Origin of the sequence: Paraburkholderia tropica, from assembly GCF_900109265.1 — a bacterium.
GTDB lineage: Bacteria > Pseudomonadota > Gammaproteobacteria > Burkholderiales > Burkholderiaceae > Paraburkholderia > Paraburkholderia tropica.
Genome location: NZ_FNZM01000021.1, coordinates 53,337 through 78,663 on the forward strand (window position 1 = coordinate 53,337; position 25,327 = coordinate 78,663).

At 63.4% G+C, this 25,327-nt stretch carries 21 protein-coding genes; 18 read left to right on the plus strand and 3 right to left on the minus strand.

The features are described 5' to 3' along the window. Positions 1-84: 84 nt before the first annotated feature. The 3 genes from BMY06_RS30200 to BMY06_RS30210 all read left to right on the plus strand — a co-directional run bounded on the left by BMY06_RS30200 (position 85) and on the right by BMY06_RS30210 (position 5,786). Positions 85-2,607, plus strand: coding sequence for a glucose/quinate/shikimate family membrane-bound PQQ-dependent dehydrogenase (locus tag BMY06_RS30200; protein ID WP_074986833.1), 2,523 nt, complete (start codon positions 85-87; stop codon positions 2,605-2,607). 487 nt (positions 2,608-3,094) lie between these two features. Beyond that, complete coding sequence (locus tag BMY06_RS30205) at positions 3,095-4,144, plus strand: porin (RefSeq protein WP_074986834.1); 1,050 nt, start codon at positions 3,095-3,097, stop codon at positions 4,142-4,144. A 127-nt stretch (positions 4,145-4,271) separates the two neighbouring features. Further along, positions 4,272-5,786: an MFS transporter gene (locus BMY06_RS30210; protein ID WP_074986835.1), complete on the plus strand. Its 1,515-nt coding sequence runs from the start codon at positions 4,272-4,274 to the stop codon at positions 5,784-5,786. A 29-nt stretch (positions 5,787-5,815) separates the two neighbouring features. On the opposite strand, the gene BMY06_RS30215 is transcribed toward BMY06_RS30210, so the two are convergent. After that, on the minus strand, positions 5,816-6,850 hold the full coding sequence (locus BMY06_RS30215; protein WP_074986836.1) for a LacI family DNA-binding transcriptional regulator: 1,035 nt from the start codon (positions 6,848-6,850) through the stop codon (positions 5,816-5,818). Between the two features lie 218 nt (positions 6,851-7,068). On the opposite strand from BMY06_RS30215, the gene BMY06_RS30220 reads away from it, so the two are divergent. The 12 genes from BMY06_RS30220 (at position 7,069) to BMY06_RS30275 (ending at position 21,218) form a co-directional block, all read left to right on the plus strand. Then, entirely contained in the window at positions 7,069-8,235 is a 1,167-nt protein-coding gene (locus BMY06_RS30220) for an ABC transporter ATP-binding protein (RefSeq protein WP_074986837.1), read from the plus strand. 161 nt (positions 8,236-8,396) lie between these two features. Continuing rightward, positions 8,397-9,659, plus strand: coding sequence for an ABC transporter substrate-binding protein (locus tag BMY06_RS30225; RefSeq protein WP_065059220.1), 1,263 nt, complete (start codon positions 8,397-8,399; stop codon positions 9,657-9,659). 104 nt (positions 9,660-9,763) lie between these two features. Beyond that, positions 9,764-10,669, plus strand: a complete 906-nt coding sequence (locus tag BMY06_RS30230) for a carbohydrate ABC transporter permease (RefSeq protein WP_065059221.1) — start codon at positions 9,764-9,766, stop codon at positions 10,667-10,669. Between the two features lie 18 nt (positions 10,670-10,687). Continuing rightward, complete coding sequence (locus BMY06_RS30235; RefSeq protein ID WP_065059222.1) at positions 10,688-11,539, plus strand: carbohydrate ABC transporter permease; 852 nt, start codon at positions 10,688-10,690, stop codon at positions 11,537-11,539. 70 nt (positions 11,540-11,609) lie between these two features. Then, positions 11,610-13,577 (plus strand): beta-galactosidase, encoded by a 1,968-nt coding sequence (locus BMY06_RS30240; protein ID WP_065059223.1) that lies wholly within the window; start codon positions 11,610-11,612, stop codon positions 13,575-13,577. Positions 13,578-13,728: 151 nt separating this feature from the next. Then, positions 13,729-14,892: a glycoside hydrolase family 53 protein gene (locus BMY06_RS30245; protein WP_074986838.1), complete on the plus strand. Its 1,164-nt coding sequence runs from the start codon at positions 13,729-13,731 to the stop codon at positions 14,890-14,892. A gap of 394 nt (positions 14,893-15,286) precedes the next feature. Next, the gene (locus tag BMY06_RS30250) at positions 15,287-15,964 is read left to right on the plus strand and encodes a response regulator transcription factor (protein WP_065059225.1); all 678 of its coding nucleotides are present in this window, start codon (positions 15,287-15,289) and stop codon (positions 15,962-15,964) included. A gap of 5 nt (positions 15,965-15,969) precedes the next feature. Further along, positions 15,970-17,337 carry a sensor histidine kinase gene (locus BMY06_RS30255; RefSeq protein ID WP_161495560.1) on the plus strand — a complete coding sequence of 456 codons (1,368 nt, stop codon included), beginning with the start codon at positions 15,970-15,972 and terminating at the stop codon, positions 17,335-17,337. Between the two features lie 23 nt (positions 17,338-17,360). Then, on the plus strand, positions 17,361-18,059 hold the full coding sequence (locus tag BMY06_RS30260) for a winged helix-turn-helix domain-containing protein (RefSeq protein WP_074986839.1): 699 nt from the start codon (positions 17,361-17,363) through the stop codon (positions 18,057-18,059). Positions 18,060-18,227: 168 nt separating this feature from the next. After that, positions 18,228-18,485: a DUF4148 domain-containing protein gene (locus tag BMY06_RS30265; RefSeq protein WP_080180410.1), complete on the plus strand. Its 258-nt coding sequence runs from the start codon at positions 18,228-18,230 to the stop codon at positions 18,483-18,485. 382 nt (positions 18,486-18,867) lie between these two features. Continuing rightward, a complete protein-coding gene (gene aroD / locus BMY06_RS30270) occupies positions 18,868-19,761 on the plus strand; it encodes a type I 3-dehydroquinate dehydratase (protein ID WP_074986841.1) in 894 nt (297 codons plus the stop codon). 248 nt (positions 19,762-20,009) lie between these two features. Further along, positions 20,010-21,218, plus strand: coding sequence for a porin (locus BMY06_RS30275; protein ID WP_074986842.1), 1,209 nt, complete (start codon positions 20,010-20,012; stop codon positions 21,216-21,218). Positions 21,219-21,270: 52 nt separating this feature from the next. Here the strand turns inward: BMY06_RS30275 and BMY06_RS30280 are convergent, their stop codons facing one another. Both BMY06_RS30280 and BMY06_RS30285 read right to left on the minus strand, forming a co-directional pair. Further along, positions 21,271-21,939: a hypothetical protein gene (locus BMY06_RS30280; RefSeq protein WP_231957503.1), complete on the minus strand. Its 669-nt coding sequence runs from the start codon at positions 21,937-21,939 to the stop codon at positions 21,271-21,273. Between the two features lie 242 nt (positions 21,940-22,181). Further along, on the minus strand, positions 22,182-22,550 hold the full coding sequence (locus BMY06_RS30285) for a hypothetical protein (RefSeq protein ID WP_074986843.1): 369 nt from the start codon (positions 22,548-22,550) through the stop codon (positions 22,182-22,184). Positions 22,551-23,075: 525 nt separating this feature from the next. Here BMY06_RS30285 and BMY06_RS30290 point away from each other — a divergent pair. The 3 genes from BMY06_RS30290 to BMY06_RS30300 all read left to right on the plus strand — a co-directional run bounded on the left by BMY06_RS30290 (position 23,076) and on the right by BMY06_RS30300 (position 25,285). Next, a complete protein-coding gene (locus BMY06_RS30290) occupies positions 23,076-24,215 on the plus strand; it encodes a porin (RefSeq protein WP_065059232.1) in 1,140 nt (379 codons plus the stop codon). Positions 24,216-24,613: 398 nt separating this feature from the next. Continuing rightward, the gene (locus BMY06_RS40280) at positions 24,614-24,886 is read left to right on the plus strand and encodes a type II toxin-antitoxin system Phd/YefM family antitoxin (RefSeq protein WP_074986844.1); all 273 of its coding nucleotides are present in this window, start codon (positions 24,614-24,616) and stop codon (positions 24,884-24,886) included. Between the two features lie 9 nt (positions 24,887-24,895). Then, complete coding sequence (locus tag BMY06_RS30300; protein WP_065059234.1) at positions 24,896-25,285, plus strand: type II toxin-antitoxin system VapC family toxin; 390 nt, start codon at positions 24,896-24,898, stop codon at positions 25,283-25,285. The last annotated feature ends 42 nt before the right edge of the window (positions 25,286-25,327 follow it).

A 25,327-nucleotide genomic window follows, 5' to 3' on the forward strand; every position in this document is an offset into this window, starting at 1 on the left:
CGGCGTTCGCGCCGGCGCGCCTCGCCGCCGGCTTCGTGTGAAAGACGAGGCAAGCGGCGTCCTCAAAAGAAGGTTGAGATCATCATGTCCAGATCCAGAGAATCATCATCGCCGGGGTTCATCGGCGTCATCACCCTAATCTTTATTGCGCTCACGTCGCTCTATCTGCTGATAGGCGGCGCGTACCTGCTTTCGCTCGGCGGCTCGGCGTACTACGTCATCACCGGCGTCCTGCTGCTCGGCGTGACGTGGCTGCTGTACCGCCGCCGCGCCTCCGCGCTCGTGCTCTACGCGCTCGTGCTCGTGGGCACCGCGATCTGGGCGCTGTGGGAGTCGGGTCCCGACTTCTGGGCGCTCGCACCGCGCTCGGGCGCCCTCGTCGTGTTCGGCGTGTGGCTGCTGCTGCTCGTGAGCTGGCGTCTCGAAGCGCCGCGCAAGCTCGGCGTGCAGACGCTCGTCGGCTCGCTCGTGATCTGGGCGGGCGTGCTCGTGTACGCCTGCTTCAACGATCCGCAGACGGTCAACGGCACGCTGAACGCGTCGACCGGCACGCCGGCCGCGCATGTCGACGGCATCGCGCCGTCCGACTGGCCCGCCTATGGCCGCGACCAGCAAGGCACGCGCTACTCGCCGCTGCAGACCATCACGCCTGACAACGTGAAGAACCTGCAGGTGGCCTGGACCTTCCGCACGGGCGACCTGAAAGGCCCGAACGATCCGGTCGAGATCACCAACGAGGTGACGCCGATCAAAATCGGCAACCTGCTCTACCTGTGCTCGCCGCACCAGATCCTGTTCGCGCTCGACGCGCAAAGCGGCCAGCTCAAGTGGAAGTTCGATCCGAAGCTGCAGCCGGACCCGTCGTTCCAGCACGTGACCTGCCGTGGCGTGTCGTACGTCGACCTGTCGGCGAGCGCGCAATCGGACGACGCTGCCGCGCCGGCGCAAGCCGCCGCATCGGACGCCGCCGCTTCGAGCGCGACCGCTGCCGCCTCGGGCGCCTCGGCCACCGACGCCGCCGCACAAGCTGCCGCTCCGGCCAGCGACGCACCGGCCACGCTCGCCGCCGCTCCGGCCGCGAACGCAGCCTGCACGCGCCGCATCTATCTGCCGGTCAACGACGGCCATCTCTACGCACTCGACGCCGAGACCGGCGCGCCGTGCCCGGAGTTCGGCGATAACGGCAAGCTCGATCTGCAGCATGCGATGCCGGTCACGACGCCGGGCATGTACGAGCCGACGTCGCCGCCGATCATCACCAGCAAGGTGATCGTGGTCGCGGGCGCGGTCGAGGACAACTTCTCGAACCGCGAACCGTCGGGCGTGATCCGCGGCTTCGACGTGCGCACGGGCAAGCTCCTGTGGGCCTTCGATCCGGGCGCAGCCGATCCGAACAAGATCCCGGGTCCGGGCGAGCACTACACGTGGAACTCGCCGAACTCGTGGGCGCCGGCCGCCTATGACGCGAAGCTCGACATCGTCTATCTGCCGATGGGCGTGCGCACCCCGGACATCTGGGGCGGCGACCGCACGCCGGAGATGGAGCGCTACGCCAGCGGCCTGCTCGCGCTGCACGCATCGACCGGCAAGCTCGCCTGGTTCTACCAGACCGCGCACCATGACCTCTGGGACATGGACATGCCGTCGCAGCCGACGCTCGCGAACATCACCGACAAGGACGGCAAGACCGTGCCGGTCGTGTACGCGCCGGCCAAGACCGGCAACCTGTTCGTGCTCGACCGCCGCACCGGCGAGACCGTCGTGCCGGCGCCCGAACTGCCGGTCCCGCAAGGCGCCGCGCCGGGCGATCACACGTCGCCGACGCAGCCGTTCTCCGAACTCACGTTCCGTCCGAAGAATCTCCTCACGGACAAGGACATGTGGGGCGCGACGATGTACGACCAGCTGGTCTGCCGCGTGATGTTCCACAAGCTGCGCTATGAAGGCACGTTCACGCCGCCTTCGCTGCAAGGCACGCTCGTGTTCCCGGGCAACCTGGGCATGTTCGAGTGGGGCGGCATTGCACTCGACACGGATCGTCAGATCGCCATCGCCAACCCGATCGCGCTGCCGTTCGTCTCGCGTCTGATCCCGCGTGGTCCGGGCAATCCGCAGGAACCGCAACCGGGCGCGAAGGGCAGCGGTACGGAATCGGGCATCCAGCCGCAGTACGGGATTCCGTTCGGCGTGACGCTCAACCCGTTCCTCTCGCCGTTCGGTCTGCCGTGCAAGCAGCCGGCATGGGGCTACATCTCGGCTGTCGACCTGAAGACCAACGAGATCGTGTGGAAGAAGCGTATCGGCACCGTGCGTGACAGCTCGCCGATCCCGCTGCCGTTCAAGATGGGCATGCCGATGCTCGGCGGCCCGATGGTCACGGCCGGCGGCGTTGCGTTTATCGGCGCGACGGCAGACAACTATCTGCGCGCGTTCGACGTGAACAACGGCAAGCAGCTCTGGGAAGCCCGCCTGCCGGCAGGCGGCCAGGCTACGCCGATGACCTACTCGGTCAACGGCCGCCAGTTCGTGGTGATCGCCGCGGGCGGCCACGGTTCGTTCGGCACCAAGCTGGGTGACTACGTGATCGCTTACGCACTGCCGCAGTAAGGGCAGGGCGATAGCAGAAGGCGCGGCGCGGCCGGCCGGAAACGCTCAGATCGAGCGTGACCGTCCGGGCGCGCCGCGCTTTTTTCATGCGTTTTTCGCAGGTGTTTCACGGGGCCTTCCGTGCGCCCGAAGCGTTTTTGGTATTTGTACCAACCGGTTAATTTACGGATCGCGATGCGATTTCGCTGCGGTAAAATGCGGCGCTTTCGTGGAAGCGCTGGCAGGCTGGCAGGCTGGCTGGCGAGCGCCGATGCCAGTATTCAGTAGTCGAAACGAGTCGTTTGATACGATGAGTCCGCCGGAACAGGCAGCATCTCCCGCCGCGTGAATCGCGCGGCCTGACATGCGGCTTCTCCCGCCATTCCCACCGCGCGCCGCGCAGCCACGCACGCGCCGTTTTTCTGTTTCCCGTATGCATTCAAGCTTCCGTGCGCCGTTCGGCCCGCACCGGTCTGTCTCACGCGCGCGCGTTTGCGAGCGCCGCCTGATGCCGTTCGCGCAGTTCGCTCCGCGCGCGATTTCCGCGTTCTCCGCTTTCACCGTTTGCGCCGCACTGGCCACGCATGCCGGCGACGCCCACGCGCAAAGCTCAGTCACGCTCTACGGCGCAATCGACACCAGCATCGAAATCACCAATCCGGGCGCGGGCTATGTCGCGCGCATGGATTCGGGCGCGTATCGCGGCTCGCGCATCGGCCTGCGCGGCGCGGAAGATATCGGCAATGGCGTGAAGATTCTCTTCGATCTGGAGAACGGTTTCGGTTCCGGCGACGGCACCTACGCCGTGGCCAACACGATCTTCAATCGTCAGGCGTGGATCGGCCTCGGCACGCCGTACGGCACGCTGCGCATGGGCCGCCAGTATTCGCCGATCTACATCCCGTTCAAGGGCGGACTCGACGCGTTCGGCGCGGGCACCATCGCCTCGGGCCTGAACAATCTCTCGAAGATCACGCCGTACGAGAGCAACGCGATCACGTACCTGTCGCCGGAGTACCACGGCTTCTCCACGACGATCATGGCCTCGCTGCGCAGCGCGAGCGACGGGGACGGCAACGGCCTCGCCGGCCACATCGAAACCTTCGCGTACCATGACGGCCCGTTCCGCATTTCATATGCGCATCAGCAGACGCACGGCTCGGGCGCGTTGCGCGCGAACCTCGGCGGCATGTCGTACGTCTACGGACCGGTCACGGGCTTTCTGTCGTTCTTCAACGGCGACGGCGGTACGCCGCGCTATCACAACGACGGCGTCTCGGTGTCCGCGCGCTATGCCGTCAGCGCACGCTTTCGCGCCTCGCTCGGCTACACTTATATGCGCGACCGCTCGGGCGGCGACAACAACGCGGATCAATTCAGCGCCGCCTGCGAGTACGATCTCTCGAAGCGCGTGCTGCTCTACGCGAGCGCGGGCTGGCTGCGCAACCGCGGCGAAGGCGAGATGACGCTGCGCGGCGTGAACGTGACGGGTCTGACGCCATCGTGGCCCGGTGCGACGGTGCGCGGCGTGCAGTTCGGCATGATCGACCGCTTCTAGCCACCCGAATTCGGCTCTTTTCAGCGCGGCGCCAGGAGAGGCGCGCAGGAGAAAACGTGACGCACACCATCGTCGGCGGGTCTCCGGTTTCTCCACGCGGCGCGCGCGTCCATGACGGAGCGCGCCAGTGAGATTGCGCGCGCTGCCCGACTTCTCGCCGAGGCGCGTCTTCCTGTTCACGGTTGCGCTGGGCGGCGCGGCGGGCGTGGACTTCGTCGCCTCGTCGATGATGGGCATCGCCGGCACGCACATCCGCGGCGGCGTGCACGCCTCACCCGAAGATTTCCTCTGGAGCATGACGTCCTACGCCGCGATGGCGAGCGTGGCGAATCTCATGCTCGCGCGCATCGCGCGACACACCAGCTATCGCTCGTACACCGTGGTGGGGCTGCTCGTCGCGGCCCTCGGCTCGCTGCTGTGCATGCTCTGCGACACGCCGCTCGAACTGACGATCGCGCGCGGCGTGCAGGGTTTCGGCGCGGGCGGTCTGTTCGCGGCTTCGCGCATCCTCATCCAGCTCGTGGCCGCGCGCGACGAACGCGGACCGCTGTTCATCGGCTTCAATATCGGCTCGCTAGGCCTCTCGGCGATCACGCCCTGGCTCGCCGCCGAACTCGTGGAAGGCGCCGCGTGGCAGATGGTGTTCGCGATCCAGGTCGTGCTTGCGCTCGCGGTGCTGGTGCTCGTGCTGCTCACGTATCCGCATCGCGTGACGCCCGCTGGCGGCCTCTGGGAACTCGACATCGATCCGATGGACTGGCCCGTGGTGATTCTCTTCGGCCTCGGCGCGATGGTGCTCATGCACGGACTCGGCGACCTGCGTTTCTATGAATTCGCGAGTTCGCCCTCGGTCGCGCTGACGCCGCTCGCGGGCGTCGCGCTGATCGGCGCGGCCTTCGTGCGGCTGCATCGCGAACCTCAACTCTGGCTCGATCCGCACGCGCTGCTTGGCCGCCGCTATCTCGTCGGCATTCTGTTCTACGCGATTTATTATTTCCTCAACGGCCTCTGGAATTATCTGATTCCGACGCTGCTGCAAAGCGGTTTCGGCTTCGGTTTTCAGGTGACGGGCGAAGTGCTCACATGGGCGTCCACCTTGAGTCTCGGCGCGATGCTGTGCTTCTCGCTGGTCGCGCCCAAGCTGTTCGGTCAACGCCGCTATATCGCGTTCGGTTACGTGCTGTTTTCCGTCGCGCTCCTGATGCTTTCGCTGCGCACGATGACCGGCGCGTCGATGGATGTGATCCTGCCCGCGCTGTTCCTGCAGGGCTTGACCGTGCCGTTCGTGATGGCGCAGGTCGCGGGCATGACCTTCGTCGATTTCGACGAGGACGATTTCCAGGACGCCTACGCCTTCAAGAACATCGTGCGCCAGATCGCGACCGCGAGCGGCACCGGCGCGGCGAGCCTGTGGCTGCAATATGGCGAGACGGTTGCGCGTACGCGGCTCGTCGAGCGCATCACGCCGTTCGATCTCGGCGGCATGCCGCCGATGCCCGAACTGATGCGCATGGCGTCCGAACTCGAAACCCAGGCGACGCTCGTGGCCAGCGCGAATCTGCTGTCCTGGCTGGCGGTGTTCTGCGGCTGCGTGGCCGTCATTGCACTCTTGATTCGCTGGCGCACGACTCCTGTCTCCTAGGCGTCGATGCTGATAGTTCGGCATCCGTACTATTTTGACGCCGCGCGACGCGCGCGCTTTCTCACCGGCCCGGTGGAATCGCGCACGACGAGTTGAGGCGGCGGCCCGATCGCCATCGACGGCGCCTGCACCGGCTCGCCGATCAAACGAATCAGGCTGCTGATCGACAGTTCCGCCACGGCCTCGGTCTGGATCGCGACGGTCGTGAGGGCGGGGCGCACCTGATGCGCCAGCTGGATATCGGTAATGCCGATGACCGATACATCGCCGGGCACCGCCAGCCCCATGCCCACCAGCGCCTGGATCGCGCCGATCGCGAGCAGGTCGTTCGACGCGAAGATCGCGGTAAGTTCGGGGTGCGCCGCCATCAGCGTCAGGCAGGCCGCGTGGCCCGCGTCGATCGAGTCGCGCACCTGCAATTCGGCGGCCGCGCAAGCCACGCCGCCTTCGGCGAGCGCCGCGTGAAAACCGTCCGAACGCGCCTCCTGCAGGCCACCGCAACCGTCGCCGATCAGCATGCCGATCTTGCGGTGCCCGAGTTCGAGCAGATGCTGCGCCGCAAGCCTGCCCGCGCGCGCGAAGTCGACCGCCACGCAGGGCAGCGCGGGCGGTTTTTCCGGGTGCTCCCACATCGCCAGCAGGATCGGGCCGTTGTGCATCGCCGAGATGCACAGCTCGTTCATGGCGATGTCGGTGTTCATCACGAGCACGCCGTCGGCGAAGGTGCCCGCAATCTGGTTGAGGTAGGCGCGGCCGATCTGCGCGTCGTCGTCGGTGTTGCAGACCATCAGGAAATGACCGGCCTTGCGCGCCGCGCGCTCGGCCGCCAGCACGAACTCCGGATAGAACGGGTTGGCGATATTCGAGAGCATCAGCGCGAGCGTGGACGAGCGGCCCTGCGCGAGCGCGCGCGCGTTGAGGTTGGGCCGATAGCCGAGTTCGGCGATCGCCTTGAGCACGCGCTCCGCCGTCTCCGGGCGGACCTTCTCGCGATTGCGCAGCACGTTCGAAACGGTGGCCGCGGTGACGCGGGCGTGCCGCGCGACTTCTGACAAGGTGACCATGGGCTGCCTTTGTTGTGTCGTTTCCCACATTCAGGGACTGCGACTCAAATGTTGCAAGCCGCCGGGGGAATTTGATAATTTTCACCCACACCATGCCGGGAAGGCGATGAGCGCAGGGAATCTCCGCACAGCAATTTAAGCGGTTAAATGCCCGACGCACAAGCCCCCGGCCATATTTATAGCGTAGAATTTAAGCGCTTAAATCCGGAGGAGACAAGATGGCGACGATCCAGTTATCGAACGTCGGCAAGCAATACGGCGACCACGCGCCCGTGATCCGGCGCGTCGATCTCGAGATTGGCCACCACGAATTCTGTGTATTCCTCGGCCCGTCGGGCTGCGGAAAATCCACCTTGCTGCGCATGATCGCGGGCCTCGAAGAGGTAACCGAAGGCGAGCTGCGCATCGGCGGGCGCGTCGTCAACGACGTGCCCGCGGCCCAGCGCGGCGCGGCGATGGTTTTCCAGAGCTACGCGCTGTTCCCGCACATGACGGTGTTCGAGAACATGGCCTTCGGCCTGAAGATCGCCAAGGTGCCGAAGCCCGAAATCGAGCGCCGCGTGCTCGACGCCGCGCGCAGCCTGCAACTCGACACGCTGCTCGACCGCCATCCCAAGGCGCTCTCGGGCGGCCAGCGCCAGCGCGTCGCGATCGGCCGCGCGATCGTGCGCGAGCCCGGCGTGTTTCTGTTCGACGAACCGCTTTCCAATCTCGACGCCGCGCTGCGCAGCCACACCCGCGTGGAAATCGCGCGTCTGCATCAACGTTTCGACAATGCCAGCGTGGTCTACGTCACGCACGATCAGGTCGAGGCGATGACGCTCGCCGACCGCATCGTGCTGCTGCATGCGGGCGCGGACATGGAGAAGTACGGCAGCGTCGCGCAAAGCGGTGCGCCGCTCGATCTCTATCACCATCCGAAGTCGCGCTTCGTGGCGGGCTTCATCGGTTCGCCGCGCATGAATTTCATCGATGGCACGGTCGACGCCGTGAGCGAGCAGGGCGTGCGCGTCGCCTTTGCGGGCGGCAACGACACGCTGCTTGCGAGCGTCGACGGGCGCGGTCTGCAACGCGGCGAGCGTGTGACGCTGGGTGTGCGGCCCGAGCATCAGCGTCTCGATGGCGAAGGTCAATCGATCTCGGGCGCGACCGTGCTCGCCGAGCGTCTGGGCGAGCACAGCTATCTGCACGCCGATCACGCCGCCGGCACGCTGGTGGCGAAGGCGCCTGGCGACACGCCTATCGGCGTGGGCGAGCGGCTGCGCATTCGCGTGCCCGCCGACGCCTGCCATCTGTTCGACGCAGCGGGTCTTGCGCGCAAGCGGCTGGCTGTTGCGCGCACACACGCCGATGCGGGTTCGGCGGCGGCCGCAGCGCTGATCTGATAAAAACGCGATCGCCCGTAGTCAGCTTTACCCCGCCGCGAGAGCGGGGCGAGTTTCACAGGCAAGCAGGCAGCACGCAGGTAAACAAGCAGTGAAGCAGTCAACACGCACGCAGTAACCGCATGCAAGACGAGCAAACAACGCACATCTGGAGACAAAACATGTTCGCACAACGCTTCCGCAGCTTCGGCACGCTCGCGCGCGCCACGGCGGCCGTGACGCTGGTGGCCGCCACGCTCGCGAGCGCCGGCGCCGACGCGGCCACGCTCACCGTCAACGTATCGGCGCGCGGCAATCAGCGCTCGACCTGGCAAGACGCTTTCGACAAGTTCAAGAAGGCCAATCCCGACGTCGACCTCAAGGTGTCGTACGTGACCGAAGAGGCCTACAAGGTGCAGATGAGCGGCTGGCTCGCGACCGATCCGCCCGATGTGGTGTCGTGGCACGACGGCGAGCGCATGGCGTATTACGCGCAGCGCGGCCTGCTCGAAGACCTCTCGTCCGACTGGGCGAAGAACGGCTGGAACGAGCAATACGCCTCGGTGAAGGAAGCGTCGACGTACAAGGGCAAGCAGTACGCCGCGCCGCTCGGCTATGACGCGTACGGCTTCTTCTATCGCAAGGACCTGTTCCAGAAGGCCGGCATCAAGGAGGAACCGAAAACGTGGGACGAATTCCTCGACGCCTGCAAGAAGCTCAAGGCCGTCGGCGTGCAGCCGATCGCCGTCGCCGCGCGCGACAGCTGGACGCTCGCCGCGTGGTTCGACTATCTGGATCTGCGCATCAACGGCAACGCGTTCCATCAGCAATTGATGGCCGGTGAGATTCCCTACACCGACCCGCGCGTGAAGAAGGTCTTCACCGCCTGGAAGACGCTGATCGACAACCACTACTTCATGGACAACGCGCTGTCCTACGACGTCGATTCGATCGCGCCGGTGCTCGTGAACGGCAAGGCCGCGATGATGCTGATGGGCACGTTCTTCTCGGCCAGCTTCCCGGCCAACATGAAGCAGGACGTGGGCTTCTTCCGCTTCCCGATCATCGACGCCAACGTGCCAACCGCCGAAGACGGTCCCGTGAACGTGCTGCTGGTGCCCGCGAAGGCGAAGAACAAGGCCGACGCGCGCCGTCTGCTCGCCTTCATGGAATCGCCGCAAATCAACGCCGATCTCGCGCGCGGCTGGGGCCAGCTGCCGTCGAACAACAAGGCGGCCGAGCCTGAAGATGCGATCTCGAAGGTCGGCTTCCAGACGCTCGCGAACACGAAGGGCGGCATCGCGCAATTCTACGACCGCGACATGCAGAAGGAAATGGCCGACGAAGGCATGAAGGCCATGCAGCAGTTCTATTCCGATCCGACGCAGATCGACGCGCTGCTCGCGCGACTCGAAACCACGCGTCAGCGCATTTACCACAAGTAGTCGCACGTCATTGCGTGGCGGGCCGGCGGCGCGCAGCCGCCGGCCCGCCACGCAAATCTTCATTCGCTTGATTCGTCATCCGTAATAAATAGCGAGGCCTGAACATGTCCGATACCGTAGCGCGCCCCATGGGGGCGGCGCGGCCGCGTCGCGCTTCCACATCGCGTCGTCAGCAGAATCGCGCCGCGTTGTATTTCCTGTTGCCAGGCGGCGTGCTGTTTACGCTTTGCGTGATCTACCCGATTTTCAGCAGCATCGCGCTCAGTTTTTATAACTGGGACGGCATGACCGAAAAGACGTTCGTGGGCCTCGCGAACTACATCGAGTTATTCCAGACCGACACGTTCTATACGGCGCTCAAGAACAATCTGCTCTGGCTCGTGCTGTTCCAGCTTGCACCGCCCGTCGGCCTGATGTTCGCGCTCTATCTGAATCAGACGGTGCGCGGTATTCGCATCGTGAAGTCGCTGTTTTTCGCGCCGTTCGTGCTCTCGGGCGTGGTGGTGGGCCTCGTGTTCTCGTGGTTCTACGATCCCACGTTCGGTCTGCTGCGCCTGATTCTGGGCCACGGCGTGCCGGTGATCGGCGATCCCAAGCTCGTGACCTACGGCATCATCTTCGCCGCGCTGTGGCCGCAAACGCCGTTCTGCATGGTGCTCTATCTCACGGGCCTTACGTCGATCAATCCGGAAATTGTCGAAGCCGCGCGCATGGAAGGCGCGAAGGGTTTCAAGCTTTTCTGGCACGTGATTCTGCCGCAATTGCGTCCCGTCACGTTCATGGCGATCGTGCTGACCGTGATTGGCGCGCTGCGCAGCTTCGACCTGATCGCGGTGATGAGCGGCGGCGGTCCGTTCGACAGCTCCACCGTGCTCGCCTATTACATGTACGACCAGGCCATCAAGTATTACCGCGAAGGCTATTCGGCTTCGATCGCCGTCGTGCTGTTCGCCATCATGCTGGTCTACATCGTGTTCCATCTGCGCCGCATGCTGCGCGAAGAACACTGAAACAAGGGAGTTGCCTTTATGTATCCGCTTCCCGTCCAACGCTGGAAACCCGCGAATCGCGCGCTCTATAAACTCTCGCTGCCCATCGCGCTCGTGATCTGGCTGCTGCCGATGCTGGCCGTGCTCGTCACCTCGATCCGCTCCACCGAAGAACTCCAGCAAGGCGATTACTGGGGCTGGCCGAAACATTTCGCCTTGTTCGATAACTACGGCGCGGCGCTCACGCAAACGCCCATGCTGCATTACTTCGCCAATAGCGTGCTCATTACCGTGCCTTCGGTGATTGGCGCAATCGTCTTGGCGTCGATGGCGGGCTTCGCGCTTTCGACCTACAAATTTCGCGGCAATACCGCCGTGCTGTTCGCCTTTGTTGCGGGCAATTTCGTGCCGATCCAGATTCTCATGATTCCGGTGCGCGATATGGCGCTGCGCGTGGGCCTCTACAACACCGTGTGGGCGCTGATTATTTTTCACGTCGCGTTTCAAACGGGTTTCTGCACGCTGTTTTTGCGCAATTTCATCAAGCAGTTGCCATTCGAATTGATCGAAGCGGCGCGCGTGGAAGGCGCGAGCGAATGGACCATTTACTGGCGCATCGTCATGCCGCTCGTGCGGCCCGCGCTCGCCGCGCTCGGCATTCTGGTGTTCACCTTCGTGTGGAACGACTACTTCTGGGCGCTCTGTCTCACCCAGGGCGACGACGCCGCGCCGATCACCGTGGGCGTGGCCGCGCTGAAAGGGCAGTGGACCACGGCGTGGAATCTCGTGGCGGCCGGCTCGGTGCTCGCGGCGCTGCCTTCCGTGCTGATGTTCTTCGCCATGCAAAAGCATTTTGTCGCGGGTCTCACCTTCGGCGCCAGCAAGGGCTAAACGAATCCTCGCTGGTGTCGAAGGTGCTTTTTCCGCTGTTCAACGTTTAACCGTACCGGGTTTTTCACTCATGCAAATCGGAGTCTGCTACTACCCCGAACAATGGCCGCGCACGATGTGGGCCGACGACGCGCGGCGCATGGCCGAACTCGGCATTTCGCACGTGCGTATCGCCGAATTCGCGTGGAGCCGCATGGAGCCGCGCAAGGGCGTGTTCGACTGGACGTGGCTCGATGAAGCGATCGAAACGCTCGCGGCGCGCGGCCTGAAACTCGTGCTCGGCACGCCCACGGCGTCGCCGCCGAAATGGCTTGTCGATTCGATTCCCGACATGCTGCCGGTGCGCGCGGACGGCACGCGCTGGAATTACGGTTCGCGACGCCATTACGACATCGCCAGCGTCGCGTATCGCAAGGAATGCGAGCGCATTACGGAAGCGATGGCGCAGCGCTATGGCCGGCATCCCGCCGTGGTCGCGTGGCAAACCGATAACGAACTCGGTTGCCACGACACGGTGCCGAGCTATTCGGCCGCCGCGCAGCAGCGTTTTCAGGCGTGGCTCGCGCAACGCTACGGCAGCATCGAGGCGCTCAACGAAGCGTGGGGCAACGTGTTCTGGAGCATGGAGTACCCGTCGTTCGAGACGGTCGGTCTGCCCGTGCTCACGCCTACGGACGCCAATCCCTCGCATCTGCTGGACTTCCGCCGCTACATGTCCGACGAAGTGGCGAGCTTCCATCGCGAGCAAGCCGAGGTGCTGCGCCGTCACGCGCCGGATGCGGACGTGCTGCACAATTTCATGGGTTTTTTCACGACCTTCGATCACTACGAATTCGCGGCGAACAACGCCATCGACGTGGCGACGTGGGACAGTTATCCGATCGCGCGTACCGAAGTGATCGGCGTGCCGGAAGCGGACAAGGCGCGTTATGCACGCACCGCGCATCCCGATGTGTCGGCGTTCGATCACGACCGTTATCGCGCGATTGGCGCGGGCCGTTTCTGGGTTATGGAGCAGCAGGCCGGTCCGGTGAACTGGGCGCCTTGGAATCCGGTGCCCGCGAAGGGCATGGTGCGCCTGTGGGCCTATGAGGCCTTCGCGCACGGCGCGGAACTCGTGTCGTATTTCCGCTGGCGTCAGTGCCCGTATGCGCAGGAACAGATGCATTCGGGCCTCAATCTGCCGAATAACGAACTCTCGCCGGGCGGCGAGGAAGTGGCGCAGGCCGCGCGCGAAATCGCGCTGAGCGAGACCTTGCGCACGCTCGGCGCGCCCGCACCTGCCGCCGTCGCGCTCGTGTTCGACTACGAGACGCAATGGATGTTCGAGATTCAACGCCACGGCGTGGGTTTCGATTATCAGACGCTCGCGTTCGACTATTACAGTGCGCTGCGCGAGCAAGGCCTCGACGTCGATATCGTCTCGCGTCACGCGGATCTCTCTGCGTACCGCCTCGTCGTGGTGCCGTCGCTGGCCGTGCTCGACGACGCGTTTATCGCCAAGGTCGAACAGAGCGACGCGCGCTGGCTGTTTGGCCCGCGTACCGGCTCGAAAACCACGCACTTCGCGATTCCCGGCAATCTGCCGCCGGGGCCGCTGCAACGCGTGCTGCCGCTGCAGGTGCTCGAAGCGGAATCGCTGCGGCCCACGCTCGCGCCCGCGCTGTCGCTCGGCGACGTAAGCGGCGCAGCTTTGCACTGGCGCGAACACGTGCGTGCGAACGAAGGCGCGCAGGTCGACGCCACGTTCGAGGATGGCTGGCCCGCGCTGCTGTCGAGCGGCCGCGTGCAATACGCCACGGCGTGGCTCACGCACGATCTGCATCGCGCGCTGCTCGGTGCGGCGGCACGCGCGGCCGGGCTCGATACGCAGACGCTGCCCGAAGGCGTGCGTCTCGCGCGTCGCGGCGGCTTGAGCTTCGCGTTCAACTTCGGCGAAGCGCGCGTGCGTGCGCCTGCGCCCGAAGGCGCGCAGTTCGTGCTCGGCGCTCCGGAACTCGCGCGCGGCGATGTCTGCGCGTGGCGCGATCCGCGCTGAGTCGAGGCGAATAACGGAGCCGAGCTGAGCTGACCCGGCACGTCGGGCGTATCGGAAGCATCGTATGCATGGATGATGCCGCTATGCCCGGACCATCAGGCGGACCGTCGCAGCGTTCGCATGGCCCGCCGCATAACAAGGAGGAGCACAGATGAATCGAAGAGACATGCTGTCCTGGCTGGCCTGCACGGCGCTCGCGTCGGGCGCCTCGCTTCCGGGCCTCGCGCGCGCAGGCGAAACGGAAAACGGGGCGCGCGAAGCACCCGGTGAGCACCTCGCGATGGGCGCCGACGTATCGACATTGCTCGAACTCGAAGCGAACGGCGCACGCTTCTACGATCATGGCAAAGCCGACGACTGCCTGCGCATCTTCAAGCGTCATGGCCTGGACGCCATCCGCATCAAAGTCTGGAATGATCCTGGGAATCCTGATTATTTCCCGGCGAATCAAAGTCCCGCCACGGGCTACAACAATGCGAAGCACGTGCGCGTGCTCGCACGCCGCGCCGCCGAACTCGGGCTGCGCGTGCTGATCGACTTCCATTACAGCGACTGGTGGGCCGATCCGGGCAAGCAGTATCCGCCTCACGCATGGGCCGGCAAGGATCTCGCGCAGACCTGCGATCTGCTCGGCGAATACACCACGAGCGTGCTGCGCATGCTACGCGAAGAAGGCGTGCGACCCGAATGGGTGCAGACGGGCAACGAGATCACGGGCGGCATGCTCTGGCCGCTCGGCAAGTACGATCAATGGGACAACCTCGCGACGCTGCTGAAGACCGCGCACGACGCGGTGAAGTCCGTCGATCCGGATATCAAGCACATGCTGCATATCGACAGCGGCGGCGACAACGCCAAGAGCCGCTGGTGGTTCGACAGCGCCGTGCAGCGCGGCGTGAATTTCGATCTGATCGGGCTTTCGTATTATCCGCAATGGCAAGGCTCGCTCGACGATCTGCAGAACAACGCCAACGATCTTTCCGCGCGCTATGGCAAGGACATCATCGTGGTGGAAACGGCGTACCCGTGGACCACGAGCGACGGCGACGCGGAACCCAACGCGATGACGAATACCGGCACCGCGACGTTCCCGCCTTCTCCGCAAGGCCAGTCGCAATTCTTCGCGGCGCTGACGAACGTGGTGAAGAGTATCCCGGACGGGCGCGGCAAGGGCATCTTCTGGTGGGAGCCCGAGTGGATTCCCACGCCTGATGTCGGCTGGAAAGTGGGCGGCGGCGATCAGTGGGACAACAACACGTTGTTCGACTTTCACGGTCACGCGCTTTCGTCGATCGACGTGTTCAAGACGCGCTAGCGTAGCGTGGCGCGGCGGCCTTGTCGGGCTTCACCTTCGCCTCGCCGATGAGGCATTCGTCTCATCAATCGCGGCAGCTCGCCGCCGATTCACCTGCTCCAATGCGACGTATTGTCGCCTGCCGCGGTCTCGATCCCGCGCCTGGGCGACATGGCGTCCATTCGGCCTGATTCCCGCGTCGTGGCGCTCGCGCCGTCGGTGGCATACTGCGCCCGCGCGCCGCCGCTTCGCTTGCGTCCGTTTCCCCACGCGCCTGTCCGCGCCTACCTAAAGGATTCTTCATTCTCGCCAATTTCGCCTTTGCGATACTGGCTGAAAAGGCGGGCTGTAAAACACGAGCGCAAAACGGGGTGATCGGCGTCCCCCATCTATCAGGCTGGAACCAGGTTGGAGCATGAGCAAAATTCTCACGATTGAAGACGATCCCATCGTTGGCAGGGACATCACGGAAGAACTCACCAACGCGGGTTTCGAGGTCGAGTGGGCGCGTACGGGCGCGGAAGGCATTGCACGTGCGCTCAGCCCGGAGTTCGACGCCATTACGCTCGATCGCGTGCTGCCCGGCATCGACGGCCTCACGATCGTGAAGACCATACGCAGCGTCGGCATCGAAACGCCGGTGCTGATGATCAGCGCACTCAGCGACGTGGACGAGCGCGTCACCGGCCTGCTGGCAGGCGGCGACGATTACATCGCCAAGCCGTTTTCGGCCACGGAAATGCGCGCCCGCATTCAGGTGCTGTTGCGTCGAAGGGGACGTCTGCAGCAACAGGTGATCACGACACTGAAAGTCGAAGACCTCGAAATCGACCTGATCGCGCGTTCGGTGACGCGCGCGGATATCGAAGTCAATTTGCCGCCCGTCGAATTCCGTTTGCTCGAATATCTCGCGCGCAATTCCGGACAGGTGGTGACGCGGACCATGATTTTTCAGTCGGTGTGGGACATGCACTTCGATCCGGGCACGAATCTGATTGAAGTCTATATCGGCAATCTGCGCAAGAAAATCGACCGGGCTGGCCTCAAGCCGCTGATCAAGACGATCCGCGGATCGGGATATATGCTTGGATGAGCCGTATGAAGATGAGCCTATGGCGCAGCGCGATTTTCCGGCTGCTGTTGATTTACGGATTCGTGTTTGCAGGCTCAATGTCCGGCGTCGTGTATATGAATTACTGGAATTCCGCTTCTTATACGGCGACGCAGGCGGATTACAACATTGCCTGGCAGTTCGCGTATTTCTCGGCGCTGCCAGTCGACAAGGTGCCGATGCAGATCGCGGCCCATATTCGCAGCGAAGTGCGCCGTCCGGTCAACTTTTACGGACTGTTCAGCGATAACCATCGGCATATCGCGGGCGACATTCTCGCTTTTCCCTCCAGGGTGCAGCCGGACGGCGAGGGCGTCTGGAGCAAACCCCTACTCGCCGAGCAGGCCACCGCGCTACCCGATTACATGCGCACGAAGGCGATGAAACTGGAGAACGGCGACATCCTGGTCGTCTCGCGCGACGTCGACGAAATGTCCCGTTTGCGCGCCTATATGCTGGGCGGACTCGCATGGAGCGCGGCTATTGTCGTGCTCGGCGGACTGGCGATTGGCATTCTCGTGTCGACTTCGCAATTGCGTCGTGTCAGCGACGTACGCCGCGTCGTGCAACAGATCACGCGCGGCGACTTCGAGGCGCGTCTGCCCGAAGCGGGGCGCGACGAGATTGCATGGCTCTCGACCATGGTGAATCACATGCTCGACGAAGTGTCGCGGCTCATGCATGAAGTGAAAGGCGCAAGCGACGGCATCGCACACGATTTGCGCACGCCCGTCATTCACATTCGCTCGCTGCTGGCGCGTATTCAGGGCAATGAATTGTCTTCGTCGCACGCGCAATTGCTGGAACAGGCGCGCGAAGAAACCGAAGACGTGCTGCAGCGTTTTGCAGCGATCATGCGGATCTCCGAAATCGAATCGATGAAACGCAAAAAAGGTTTCAGCGATGTCGAAATCGAGGCGTTGTGCCGTAAAGCCGCCGATCTTTATCAGCCGGTCGCGGCTGCGAACGGTCTGAATTTTTTGGTGGATCTGCGCTCGCGCGCCACCATCCGCGCCGATTATCCGCTGATGTTCGAGGTGCTCGTCAATCTGCTCGACAATGCGATCAAATTCACGCCGGAAGGCGGCACGGTATTGCTGAGTGTGGTGGACGGCAGCGATGGCCCGACCATTGTGGTCTCCGATTCCGGTCCCGGCATTCCCGATACCGAACGCACAGCGGTCTTTCAACGCTTTTATCGCAGCGACCTCACCAGCGTCGTGCCGGGCTCGGGGCTGGGCCTTTCGGTGGTGCAGGCCGTGGTTCGCTTGCACGATTTCGGCCTGACGCTTACGGATGCGCATCCGGGTCTCTGCGTCCGGCTCGATTGCTGGACGCAATTCAAGCGTGACTGAATGGACGACGGAGGAGAGAAGGTATGCGCATCCTTTGCATCGGCGTCGAGCGACGGCGGCGCTATCTCGCCAGGGCGCTGGAAGAATCGAATCACAGCGTCGTCGAACTCGACCGCCCCGATGACGCTGCCTGGCTCGCCGGCACCGACTATCTCGACGCGATTATCGCGCTGACGAACGGCGAGGCGGAGCACGTCGCCCGCACGCTTGCGGCGCGACCGAATCATACGGTGCTGGTGATCGTCGAGTCGCAGGCCACGACGGAAACGCGCGTCAAACTACTGGATTCCGGCGTGGATATCTGTTTCGACGAGCCCTGCGACTATGTCGAGTTGCACGCTCGCCTTCAGGCCATCACGCGCCCCGGCAGCCATACGATACAAACCGCGACCAAAACAACGACGTCAGACAGTGCATCGCAACCCTTGCTCTCGCGCGCCACGCGCAGCCTGATTTGCAGCGATGGCAGCGCACTGCTGCTCCGTCGTCGCGAATATCTGCTGATGGATCGCTTGCTGCGCAATCCTGGTGAACCGGTTCGTCATGCCGAACTGGTCGATTATGTATTCGGCGAACTCGAGGTTGACCCGACATCACTACACCGGCTGGTGTCCAGATTGCGCGGCCGATTTGCGAAAGCCGGCGCGCCGGTGAAGCTCGTGGTCATTCCGCGTCTTGGTTATCGCGCCGACGTGGACATGTCGCCCGAAAGCGCAGGCTGAAACCGGCGCAATGACGATTGCGTGGTCGCGATACCTAAATTATCTTTAACTTTTCGGGGGACTACCTGGCGAGCGGCGTCGGCTAGTCTAATGGTTCGAGTTCAGCGCGCTGCGCAACCTATAAAAAAGTCGATTATGAACCTCAAATCAAGCTTGCCTCATCTCGCGATGGCCCTCGTTGTATTCACGTCGAGCTTTGCCGCTTCTGCCGCGACGCATCTTTCGCATCAACAATGCCTGTCGTATCCGTTCAAGAAAACGGCCGGAGGCGTCACGCACGCCGATCTGATGAAAGAGCTCGGCGAACTCGAAGCACGCGGCTATCAACCCGGCTCGGATAACGGTGTGTTTCCCGCCGACCTGAATACGGCGGAGCAAAAGCTCGCCGTCGACTATCGGCATGACTGCGTGGCCGCGCATCCGTAACACAGCGCTCATGCGCAGCGCATCGTTACGCGCGATGCTTCTCGCTCGCTTTAACGGTTCCGAACACACTTCCTAAAGAAAGCTTCATTTTTTGCGGCGCTGTTTCCGCGGCATGCTTGCTACGATACCGCTCGTTTTCTCGCGTGCGGCGTGGCGGAAACAGCGCAGCATGTCATGAATTCCCTCATACTCTGCGACGCGAACCGGATACCGGTGCGCTCTCGCGCACGCATGGCCACGTTCATGAACGACGCGGCGCAAACGCGATTCGGCCTCGGTTCATTTCTTCCTGACCTTCGTCTTTCTTCGCCTTGCCAGCCCGTCGCGCGCCGCGAGGTCGACGCCCGAGTACACCCGAATACATGACAAGGAGTTTGAAACGATGAAGATGCGCAAGACGGTGATTTCGCTTTCGATGTTGCTGGCGACCCAGGGGCTCGCAATGGTCACGACCGCGTCGGCGGCGACCAGCGCCCCGGCGGCGGCAGTCACACAACGGCATGCCGAGCCGATCACCATCCGCAACGTCGTGATCGGCCAGGGTGCACCGAAGATCATCGTTCCGACCACGGGTTCGACGGCCGACGACGTGCTGGCTCAGGCGCGCGCGATTGGCAGCAACCCCGATGTCGATATCATCGAGTATCGCGTCGACTATCTGGACTTCGATACCGACGCCACACGCGTCGCCGGACTGGGCAAGCAGGTCGCGGCCGTGGCGAACGGCAAGCCGCTCATTCTCACGTTCCGCACCAAGGCCGAAGGCGGTGCGAAGGCAATCAGCGACAAACAATACGGCGATCTGTATCTCGCCTTGATCAAGGCGCATTTCATCGATATTCTCGACGTTGAAATGTTCCGCGATCCGGGCGTCGTGCGCGAAGTCGTGGCGACGGCGCACGCGGCCGGTATCAAGGTCGTGATGTCGAGTCACGACTTCAAGAAAACCCCGTCGACAGACGAAATCATTTCGCGGCTGCGCAAGCAGGACAAGATGGGCGCGGACATTCTCAAGATCGCCGTCATGCCGCATAACGCCGCTGACGTGCTGAAACTGCTCGACGCCACCGAACAGATTCGCGATCACTATTCCCGCAAGCCGCTGCTGACCATGTCGATGGGCGGTCTTGGTGCGGTCTCGCGTTTCTCGGGCGAAGTGTTCGGCTCGGATCTGACCTTCGGCATGATCGGCCAGGCGTCAGCGCCGGGCCAGGTCGATGCAAAATCGCTGCGCCAGGTGCTCAATACCATCGATACGGCTGCGAGCGGCAAGTAATCCGCACGACGATCGCCGAGCAAGCTACGTAACGCATGCCGTCACAAGACGGCTGCGCTGGCTGCTCACCCTGAAACGCGCGCACCGCGCTATTGAGCGGTGCGCGCGGTTTCTATTCAGGTTTCGGTATTCGTCTGGAGAATCTTCCGGACAAATGCCGCATCAAAGCAGCATTCATGCATAGAACAGAGAATCGCATTGTTAACTACGGACTCCATAGCATTGTTCTGTGCGCATCACCCCATCGAATGAAACAGAACAATTCCTTTTTGGGTGCATCGGCCAGCGCTTTGCTCGCCGTTGCCGCCGTGGCATCACCGTCCGCGCACGCGCAAAGCAGCCTCACGTTCTACGGCGTGGCCGACGACGCCATCAGCTATGTCAACAATCAGCACGGTCACGCGAATCTCTATCTTCGCCAGGGCAATCTGTACGCTTCGAAATTCGGCCTGAAAGGCGATGAGATGCTCGGCGGCGGCACGCACGCTATTTTTGTGCTGGAATCGGGCTTCGATTTGAATGAAGGCGAAGCGGCTTCGAGCGGTTCGATATTCAATCGACAGGCCTACGTGGGCCTTTCCAACGACCGTTACGGCACCGGCACGCTTGGTCGTCAATACACGCCTTATTTCCTGTTCGTGGGGCCGCTTTCGTCGGTCGGTTCGCTGACCGGCGCGGCGGGCGCGCATCCCGGCGACCTCGATGGCATGGACACGACCGTGCGCGCGAGCAACGCGGCCCTGTACGTGTCGCCGCAATGGCATGGCTTGCAGGCAGCGGGTATGTATGCGTTGGGTGGCGTGGCGGGGAGCATCGGCAGCGGCCAGACGATGAGCGTCGCGCTGCGCTATGCGCATGGACCGCTCGCGCTCGCCGCCGGTTATCTGCGCATGGATAACGCGCTCACCAGCACGGCAAACACGGAAGGCAGCACGAGCGCCGCATTCGATTCGACATCGACCGGCTCGTTCGGCGTCTCCGAGGTGAATGAGGGCTACGTCACGGCGCGATCGATGCGCGATGTCGCCATGGCAGGCAGCTTCACCTTCGGCCCGACGCGCGTGGGATTGATGTATTCCAACGTGCGCTATTTGCCCGGCGCGCGTTCGCTTTTCGCGGACACGGCTTCGTTCAATACGTACGGTGCATTTGCGCGCTGGCAAGTCGAGGCGGACGTCAATCTGGCGGCGGGCGTCTCGTACACGATGGCCTCGAAAGGTAATGGTGTCGCGCATGCCGCGCGCTATGCGCAGCTTTCGTTGAAGCAGGGTTATCGGCTTTCCAAGCGCACCGAACTCTACGCGCTCGAAGCGTGGCAGCACGCGAGCGGCCAGACGCTGGACAGCACGGGGCAAGTGGTGAACGCCGCCCCGGCCGTCGGCGATTCGCAAAACCTCACGGGATCATCGACACCTACGCAGATCGTCGCCATGCTTGGCATCGATATGTCGTTCTGATTGCCGATGCAATATGTGGCGAGGCCCGCATGCGTGAAGCCTCGCCCTATTTTTAATTGAAGCGATACGTCAATGCGATCTGCGCAACCGGATACCAGTGATAGCGCGTGATCTTGTCGCTGAACTTCTGTTCTTCGTTGGCGATATCCTGCTGCGAGACATACGGATCGTAAATCGACGGCACGTCGTACGACACACGCGGACGGCCATACGCTACGCCAAGGTCGAACGAGAAGCCCAGACCGAGTGCCGGCTTCTTGTGACCATAACCAATGCCGATATACGGCATCACGTGCGGCAGCGTTGCTTTCGCGGTTGGCGAAGGACCGAGCGCCGGCACTGTCTGGCCGCCGATCTGATAGTTACCTTGCGCGTTCGGCGAAAGCGTTGCCGAAAGCGAGTCCGCGTTGAAGAGGGCGCCCGCGGTCAACCGGAACGCGCTCGACGCGAACGGATACAGATCGAGATAGGTGCCGCCTTGTGCGAGCGTGAGGTGGCCGTCGTAGCGGTTATCGTCGACTGTCACGGTGTGACTCAGGCCGAATCCCGCTGCTTCTGCGTGCATGCCGAAATGCGGGCCCAGATTGATCGCGCCGCCGAGACCTGCGCCGAGCGTGCCCCCCGTCACATACACTTCCTGCGCCTGCACGGCCGCCGCTCCCAAAATCGCCGCGCCCATTACTGTCGCGCGCAGCGCCCAACCCATATTTACCGAAGTCACTGCCTTTCTCCCTGAAACCGGGAAACGCTCGCTATGGGTTCCCCGACGGCTTCGACTTTACGGTTCATCCGCACTATTCAATTGCACGAGATGCGGGCATTTGGCATCGCAAATCAAAATGCATTCGCAGACATTCGATTCCTCGCCATGGCCCCGATTTTCGCGTTCTAATACAGGCGGTAAAAGCGGTAAATATTTCGTTGATCAGACGATTTTAACGGGGCGGGATTTTCACACACGCTTCAATTGAACGGGGTGCACAACCGCTCGATCGGCGCGATCACCAGCACGCACGTGGAGAATGCAATGAGTGCCAGAAACAGCACGGAGCAGGAGGCGGCGCACCACGCAATAAAGCGCTGGGAGTCGTGCTTGTCCGGCGAAAGCGACACGATCCGGCGCCACGCGCGACCGGCCGCGATTGCCAGCGCAAGCGCGATAACGAACGCACAGGCTGACGCCACCCCCACAATGCCCTCGACGTGAGGCCAGGGCATGTCGGCGTGGCGCTGGATGCCGTCGCCGCATGCTGCGGAGACGAGCGTGACCGCCAGCGCAAGTTGCAGCACCCAGAGCAGCGGCGCACCGACCAGGCCGAGCCAGATGGCCACGCGCAGCGGGCGAAGGGACGCGGAAGCCGGGGCCGGCCCCGGCGCGGACGAATGTCGATTCATCGCAGAGAGAGAAGGGTGGGCGGGGTGGCGCACATGCGCCGCTGTACTTCAGCCCGCAGAACGCATGCCCGCCAGCGTCGCGTTAGCGCGACACCCACCTTGAACGTTAAGCGCGACCGTCCGGTCGGTAACACGGTGGAACGCGTTTCCACCGCGGTTTGCACACGTGTGTAACGCTGGCGCGCCCGCGGCGCGCCACGCTGCGACCGGCTTCGCCGCCGGATCTGACCACATGACGTGGCCATAACGTTAGCGCTAGCGCAACTCCCGAGTGGAAACAACGTTAGAACTGGGGCGCATTTTCCCTGGCGCTTGAGGCCGCCGCGAGCGCGCGGGGCGTTTTTATAATCGGCTCCCGAAGTGCAAGGGGCCTGAGCCTCGCGCATTTCGGGTCGCTGCGCCGGCAAGCCCCACGAAGCCGGGACGTGGTTTGGAGACACACGCAAAAAGATAGGATACCTGATGAAAGAGAAGCTGATTGGCCTCGCCGTGCTGGCTGCGGTATCGTCCGCCGCCCAGGCGCAAAGCCAGGTCACCTTGTACGGCCGTATCGACAACGGCATTCAGTACGAAACAGGTCTGCCGGGCAACAAGAACGCCGTGAGCGCCGAAAGCGGCGACTGGGGTTGTTCGTGGTTCGGCCTCGAAGGCTCCGAAGATCTCGGCGCGGGCACGAAGGCGATCTTCAAGCTCGAAGGCCAGCTCAACACGCAGACGGGCCAGTCGGCGGGCGCGCTGTTCGGCCGTCACGCGATCGTCGGTTTCGACAACGACCGCTACGGTACCTTCAAGATGGGTAATCTCGGCGCGGGCGAAATCTCGCAGGACAGTTGGGGCGCCGACCCGCAACTGATGCAGCGTTACGCGATCGCGACGCTGGTGCGCGGGCGTAACTGGGCGAGCGCCTCGAACGGCTTCGAATACCAGACGCCGAGTTGGGGCGGCTTCTACATGCGCGGCCAGTACGCGCTGACCAACAACACCAAGTGGAACGCGGCCTCGACGCCCACGGGGCAGGGCCGCACGGACGGCATCGAAGCGGTCTATTCGTACGGCCTCGGCGATTTCCGCGTGATCTACGACGAAGTGCGCGGCGCAGACGGCACGTTCAACGACGTCTATCAGCACTCGCGCTCGATCCTCGCGGGCGGCACGCTGGTGTTCGGCCCGGTCAAGTTCTACGCGGGCTATCAGCATCTGAGCGCGCCGAACGCGACCAACGCGAGCGTGGGCGTGACCGATGCTTCGCAGCCTGGCGGCGTATCCGCACCGACGGCGGTCGATCACGAATGGATCGGCGCAGCCTGGCAGATCAACGCGGCGGCGGCCATCACGGCGGCGGTCTTCCACGCCAACGCCAACAAGGGCAACGGTAACGCCACGCTCTATACGCTGGGCGGCACGTACAACCTGTCGAAGCGCACTTTCCTCTACACGGAAGCGGGCTACGTGCATAACAGCTCGACGTCGAATATCAACCTCGGCAACGGTTCGTACGGCAACAACGACTACGATCCGACCACGGGCTCGTCGGCGAACGGCAATCCGAATTACGGGCAGGGCCAGTTCGGCGTGTTCGCGGGCGTCATGCATCTGTTCTGATTCGGGCGGAACAGACGCAGTCTGCGGCAGCAACCGCAATTTCCATGCAGTATCCAGTGAGTTCTCAGCAGTAGCGAGTCGTATGGACAGGCCCGGCCGGACGTTGGTCCGGGCCGCGCCGGCGTGGTCAAACTCCTCCACCCTGACATGCCGGCGTCCTTTTTTTCAGCCTCCGCTTCAAAGCCGCGTGTTTGCCGTTTCATCGCTATTTCCCGCGTATCCACGCATTCCGGGGTCGGCGCGCACTCGGGAAACCCCGCGTTCATCCGCCCTTGAATGTCGCCCGACGACCATGCTATCTTGCAGACGTTAGCGATAACGTCCACGGTGCGCGACGTCTCGCAATGCGGCTCCTACAAAACTACAGCGCGCCGATCACGATGGGTGGAGATCCTTCAATGGAAAAACGGGTATCGAAAGCGATGTTCAAGGCGAAAGCCTGCGAACTGTTCCGGCAAGTCGAAATGCTCGGCGAAAGCGTGGTGGTGACCGACCGCGGCCAGCCGACCATCGAAATACGTCCCTATCGCGCGAAGCGCAAGAGTCCGCTCGACTCGCTGCGCGCGGCCATCGTTCATTGCGATTTCAACGCGCCGGTCGATGCGCGCATCGATGCACTGAGCGAGGCCGTAGGCGAGGGCACGCGTCGCGCGTCGCCCGTCGGCAAATAAGATGCGGGCATGGTCACGCTCGACACCTGCGCGCTCGTCTACTGGCTGCGCGACGACAAGGCGCTGAGCGAACCCGCGCGCACGGCCATCGACGGCGCGCTGGAAAACGGCGAGGTGCTGATCTCGACGATCAGCGTGCTGGAACTGGCGCAATTCGTGGAAAACGGCCGGCTCGCCTTGTCGATGGATACGCGGCGCTGGCTCGCCACGCTCGCGTCGATCGAAGGCGTGCGCATGGTGCCCGTCGATACCGCGATCGCGGTGCGTGCCACCACGCTGTCGCCGGAATTGCCGTCATCGCAGCGGCTTGTTGCCGCCACGGCGCGCACGCTCGGCGTGCCGCTCGTCACGCCCGACGCACGCGTGCGCGCGCTCACGCATCTCGACACCATCTGGTGAAAAGCAGCGCAAATAGAGGCCTCAACGCAAAAACGGCGCGCG

Coding starts and splice junctions, on each gene's coding strand:
- BMY06_RS30205 (WP_074986834.1), top strand. CDS start 3,095: ATGCCGTTCGCGCAGTTCGCTCCGCGCGCGATTTCCGCGTTCTCCGCT.
- BMY06_RS30275 (WP_074986842.1), top strand. CDS start 20,010: ATGAAACAGAACAATTCCTTTTTGGGTGCATCGGCCAGCGCTTTGCTC.
- BMY06_RS30225 (WP_065059220.1), top strand. CDS start 8,397: ATGTTCGCACAACGCTTCCGCAGCTTCGGCACGCTCGCGCGCGCCACG.
- BMY06_RS30260 (WP_074986839.1), top strand. CDS start 17,361: ATGCGCATCCTTTGCATCGGCGTCGAGCGACGGCGGCGCTATCTCGCC.
- BMY06_RS30235 (WP_065059222.1), top strand. CDS start 10,688: ATGTATCCGCTTCCCGTCCAACGCTGGAAACCCGCGAATCGCGCGCTC.
- BMY06_RS30250 (WP_065059225.1), top strand. CDS start 15,287: ATGAGCAAAATTCTCACGATTGAAGACGATCCCATCGTTGGCAGGGAC.
- BMY06_RS40280 (WP_074986844.1), top strand. CDS start 24,614: ATGGAAAAACGGGTATCGAAAGCGATGTTCAAGGCGAAAGCCTGCGAA.
- BMY06_RS30245 (WP_074986838.1), top strand. CDS start 13,729: ATGAATCGAAGAGACATGCTGTCCTGGCTGGCCTGCACGGCGCTCGCG.
- BMY06_RS30200 (WP_074986833.1), top strand. CDS start 85: ATGTCCAGATCCAGAGAATCATCATCGCCGGGGTTCATCGGCGTCATC.
- BMY06_RS30265 (WP_080180410.1), top strand. CDS start 18,228: ATGGCCCTCGTTGTATTCACGTCGAGCTTTGCCGCTTCTGCCGCGACG.
- BMY06_RS30230 (WP_065059221.1), top strand. CDS start 9,764: ATGTCCGATACCGTAGCGCGCCCCATGGGGGCGGCGCGGCCGCGTCGC.
- BMY06_RS30290 (WP_065059232.1), top strand. CDS start 23,076: ATGAAAGAGAAGCTGATTGGCCTCGCCGTGCTGGCTGCGGTATCGTCC.
- BMY06_RS30300 (WP_065059234.1), top strand. CDS start 24,896: ATGGTCACGCTCGACACCTGCGCGCTCGTCTACTGGCTGCGCGACGAC.
- BMY06_RS30240 (WP_065059223.1), top strand. CDS start 11,610: ATGCAAATCGGAGTCTGCTACTACCCCGAACAATGGCCGCGCACGATG.
- BMY06_RS30255 (WP_161495560.1), top strand. CDS start 15,970: ATGAAGATGAGCCTATGGCGCAGCGCGATTTTCCGGCTGCTGTTGATT.
- BMY06_RS30220 (WP_074986837.1), top strand. CDS start 7,069: ATGGCGACGATCCAGTTATCGAACGTCGGCAAGCAATACGGCGACCAC.
- aroD (WP_074986841.1), top strand. CDS start 18,868: ATGAAGATGCGCAAGACGGTGATTTCGCTTTCGATGTTGCTGGCGACC.
- BMY06_RS30215 (WP_074986836.1), bottom strand. CDS start 6,850: ATGGTCACCTTGTCAGAAGTCGCGCGGCACGCCCGCGTCACCGCGGCC.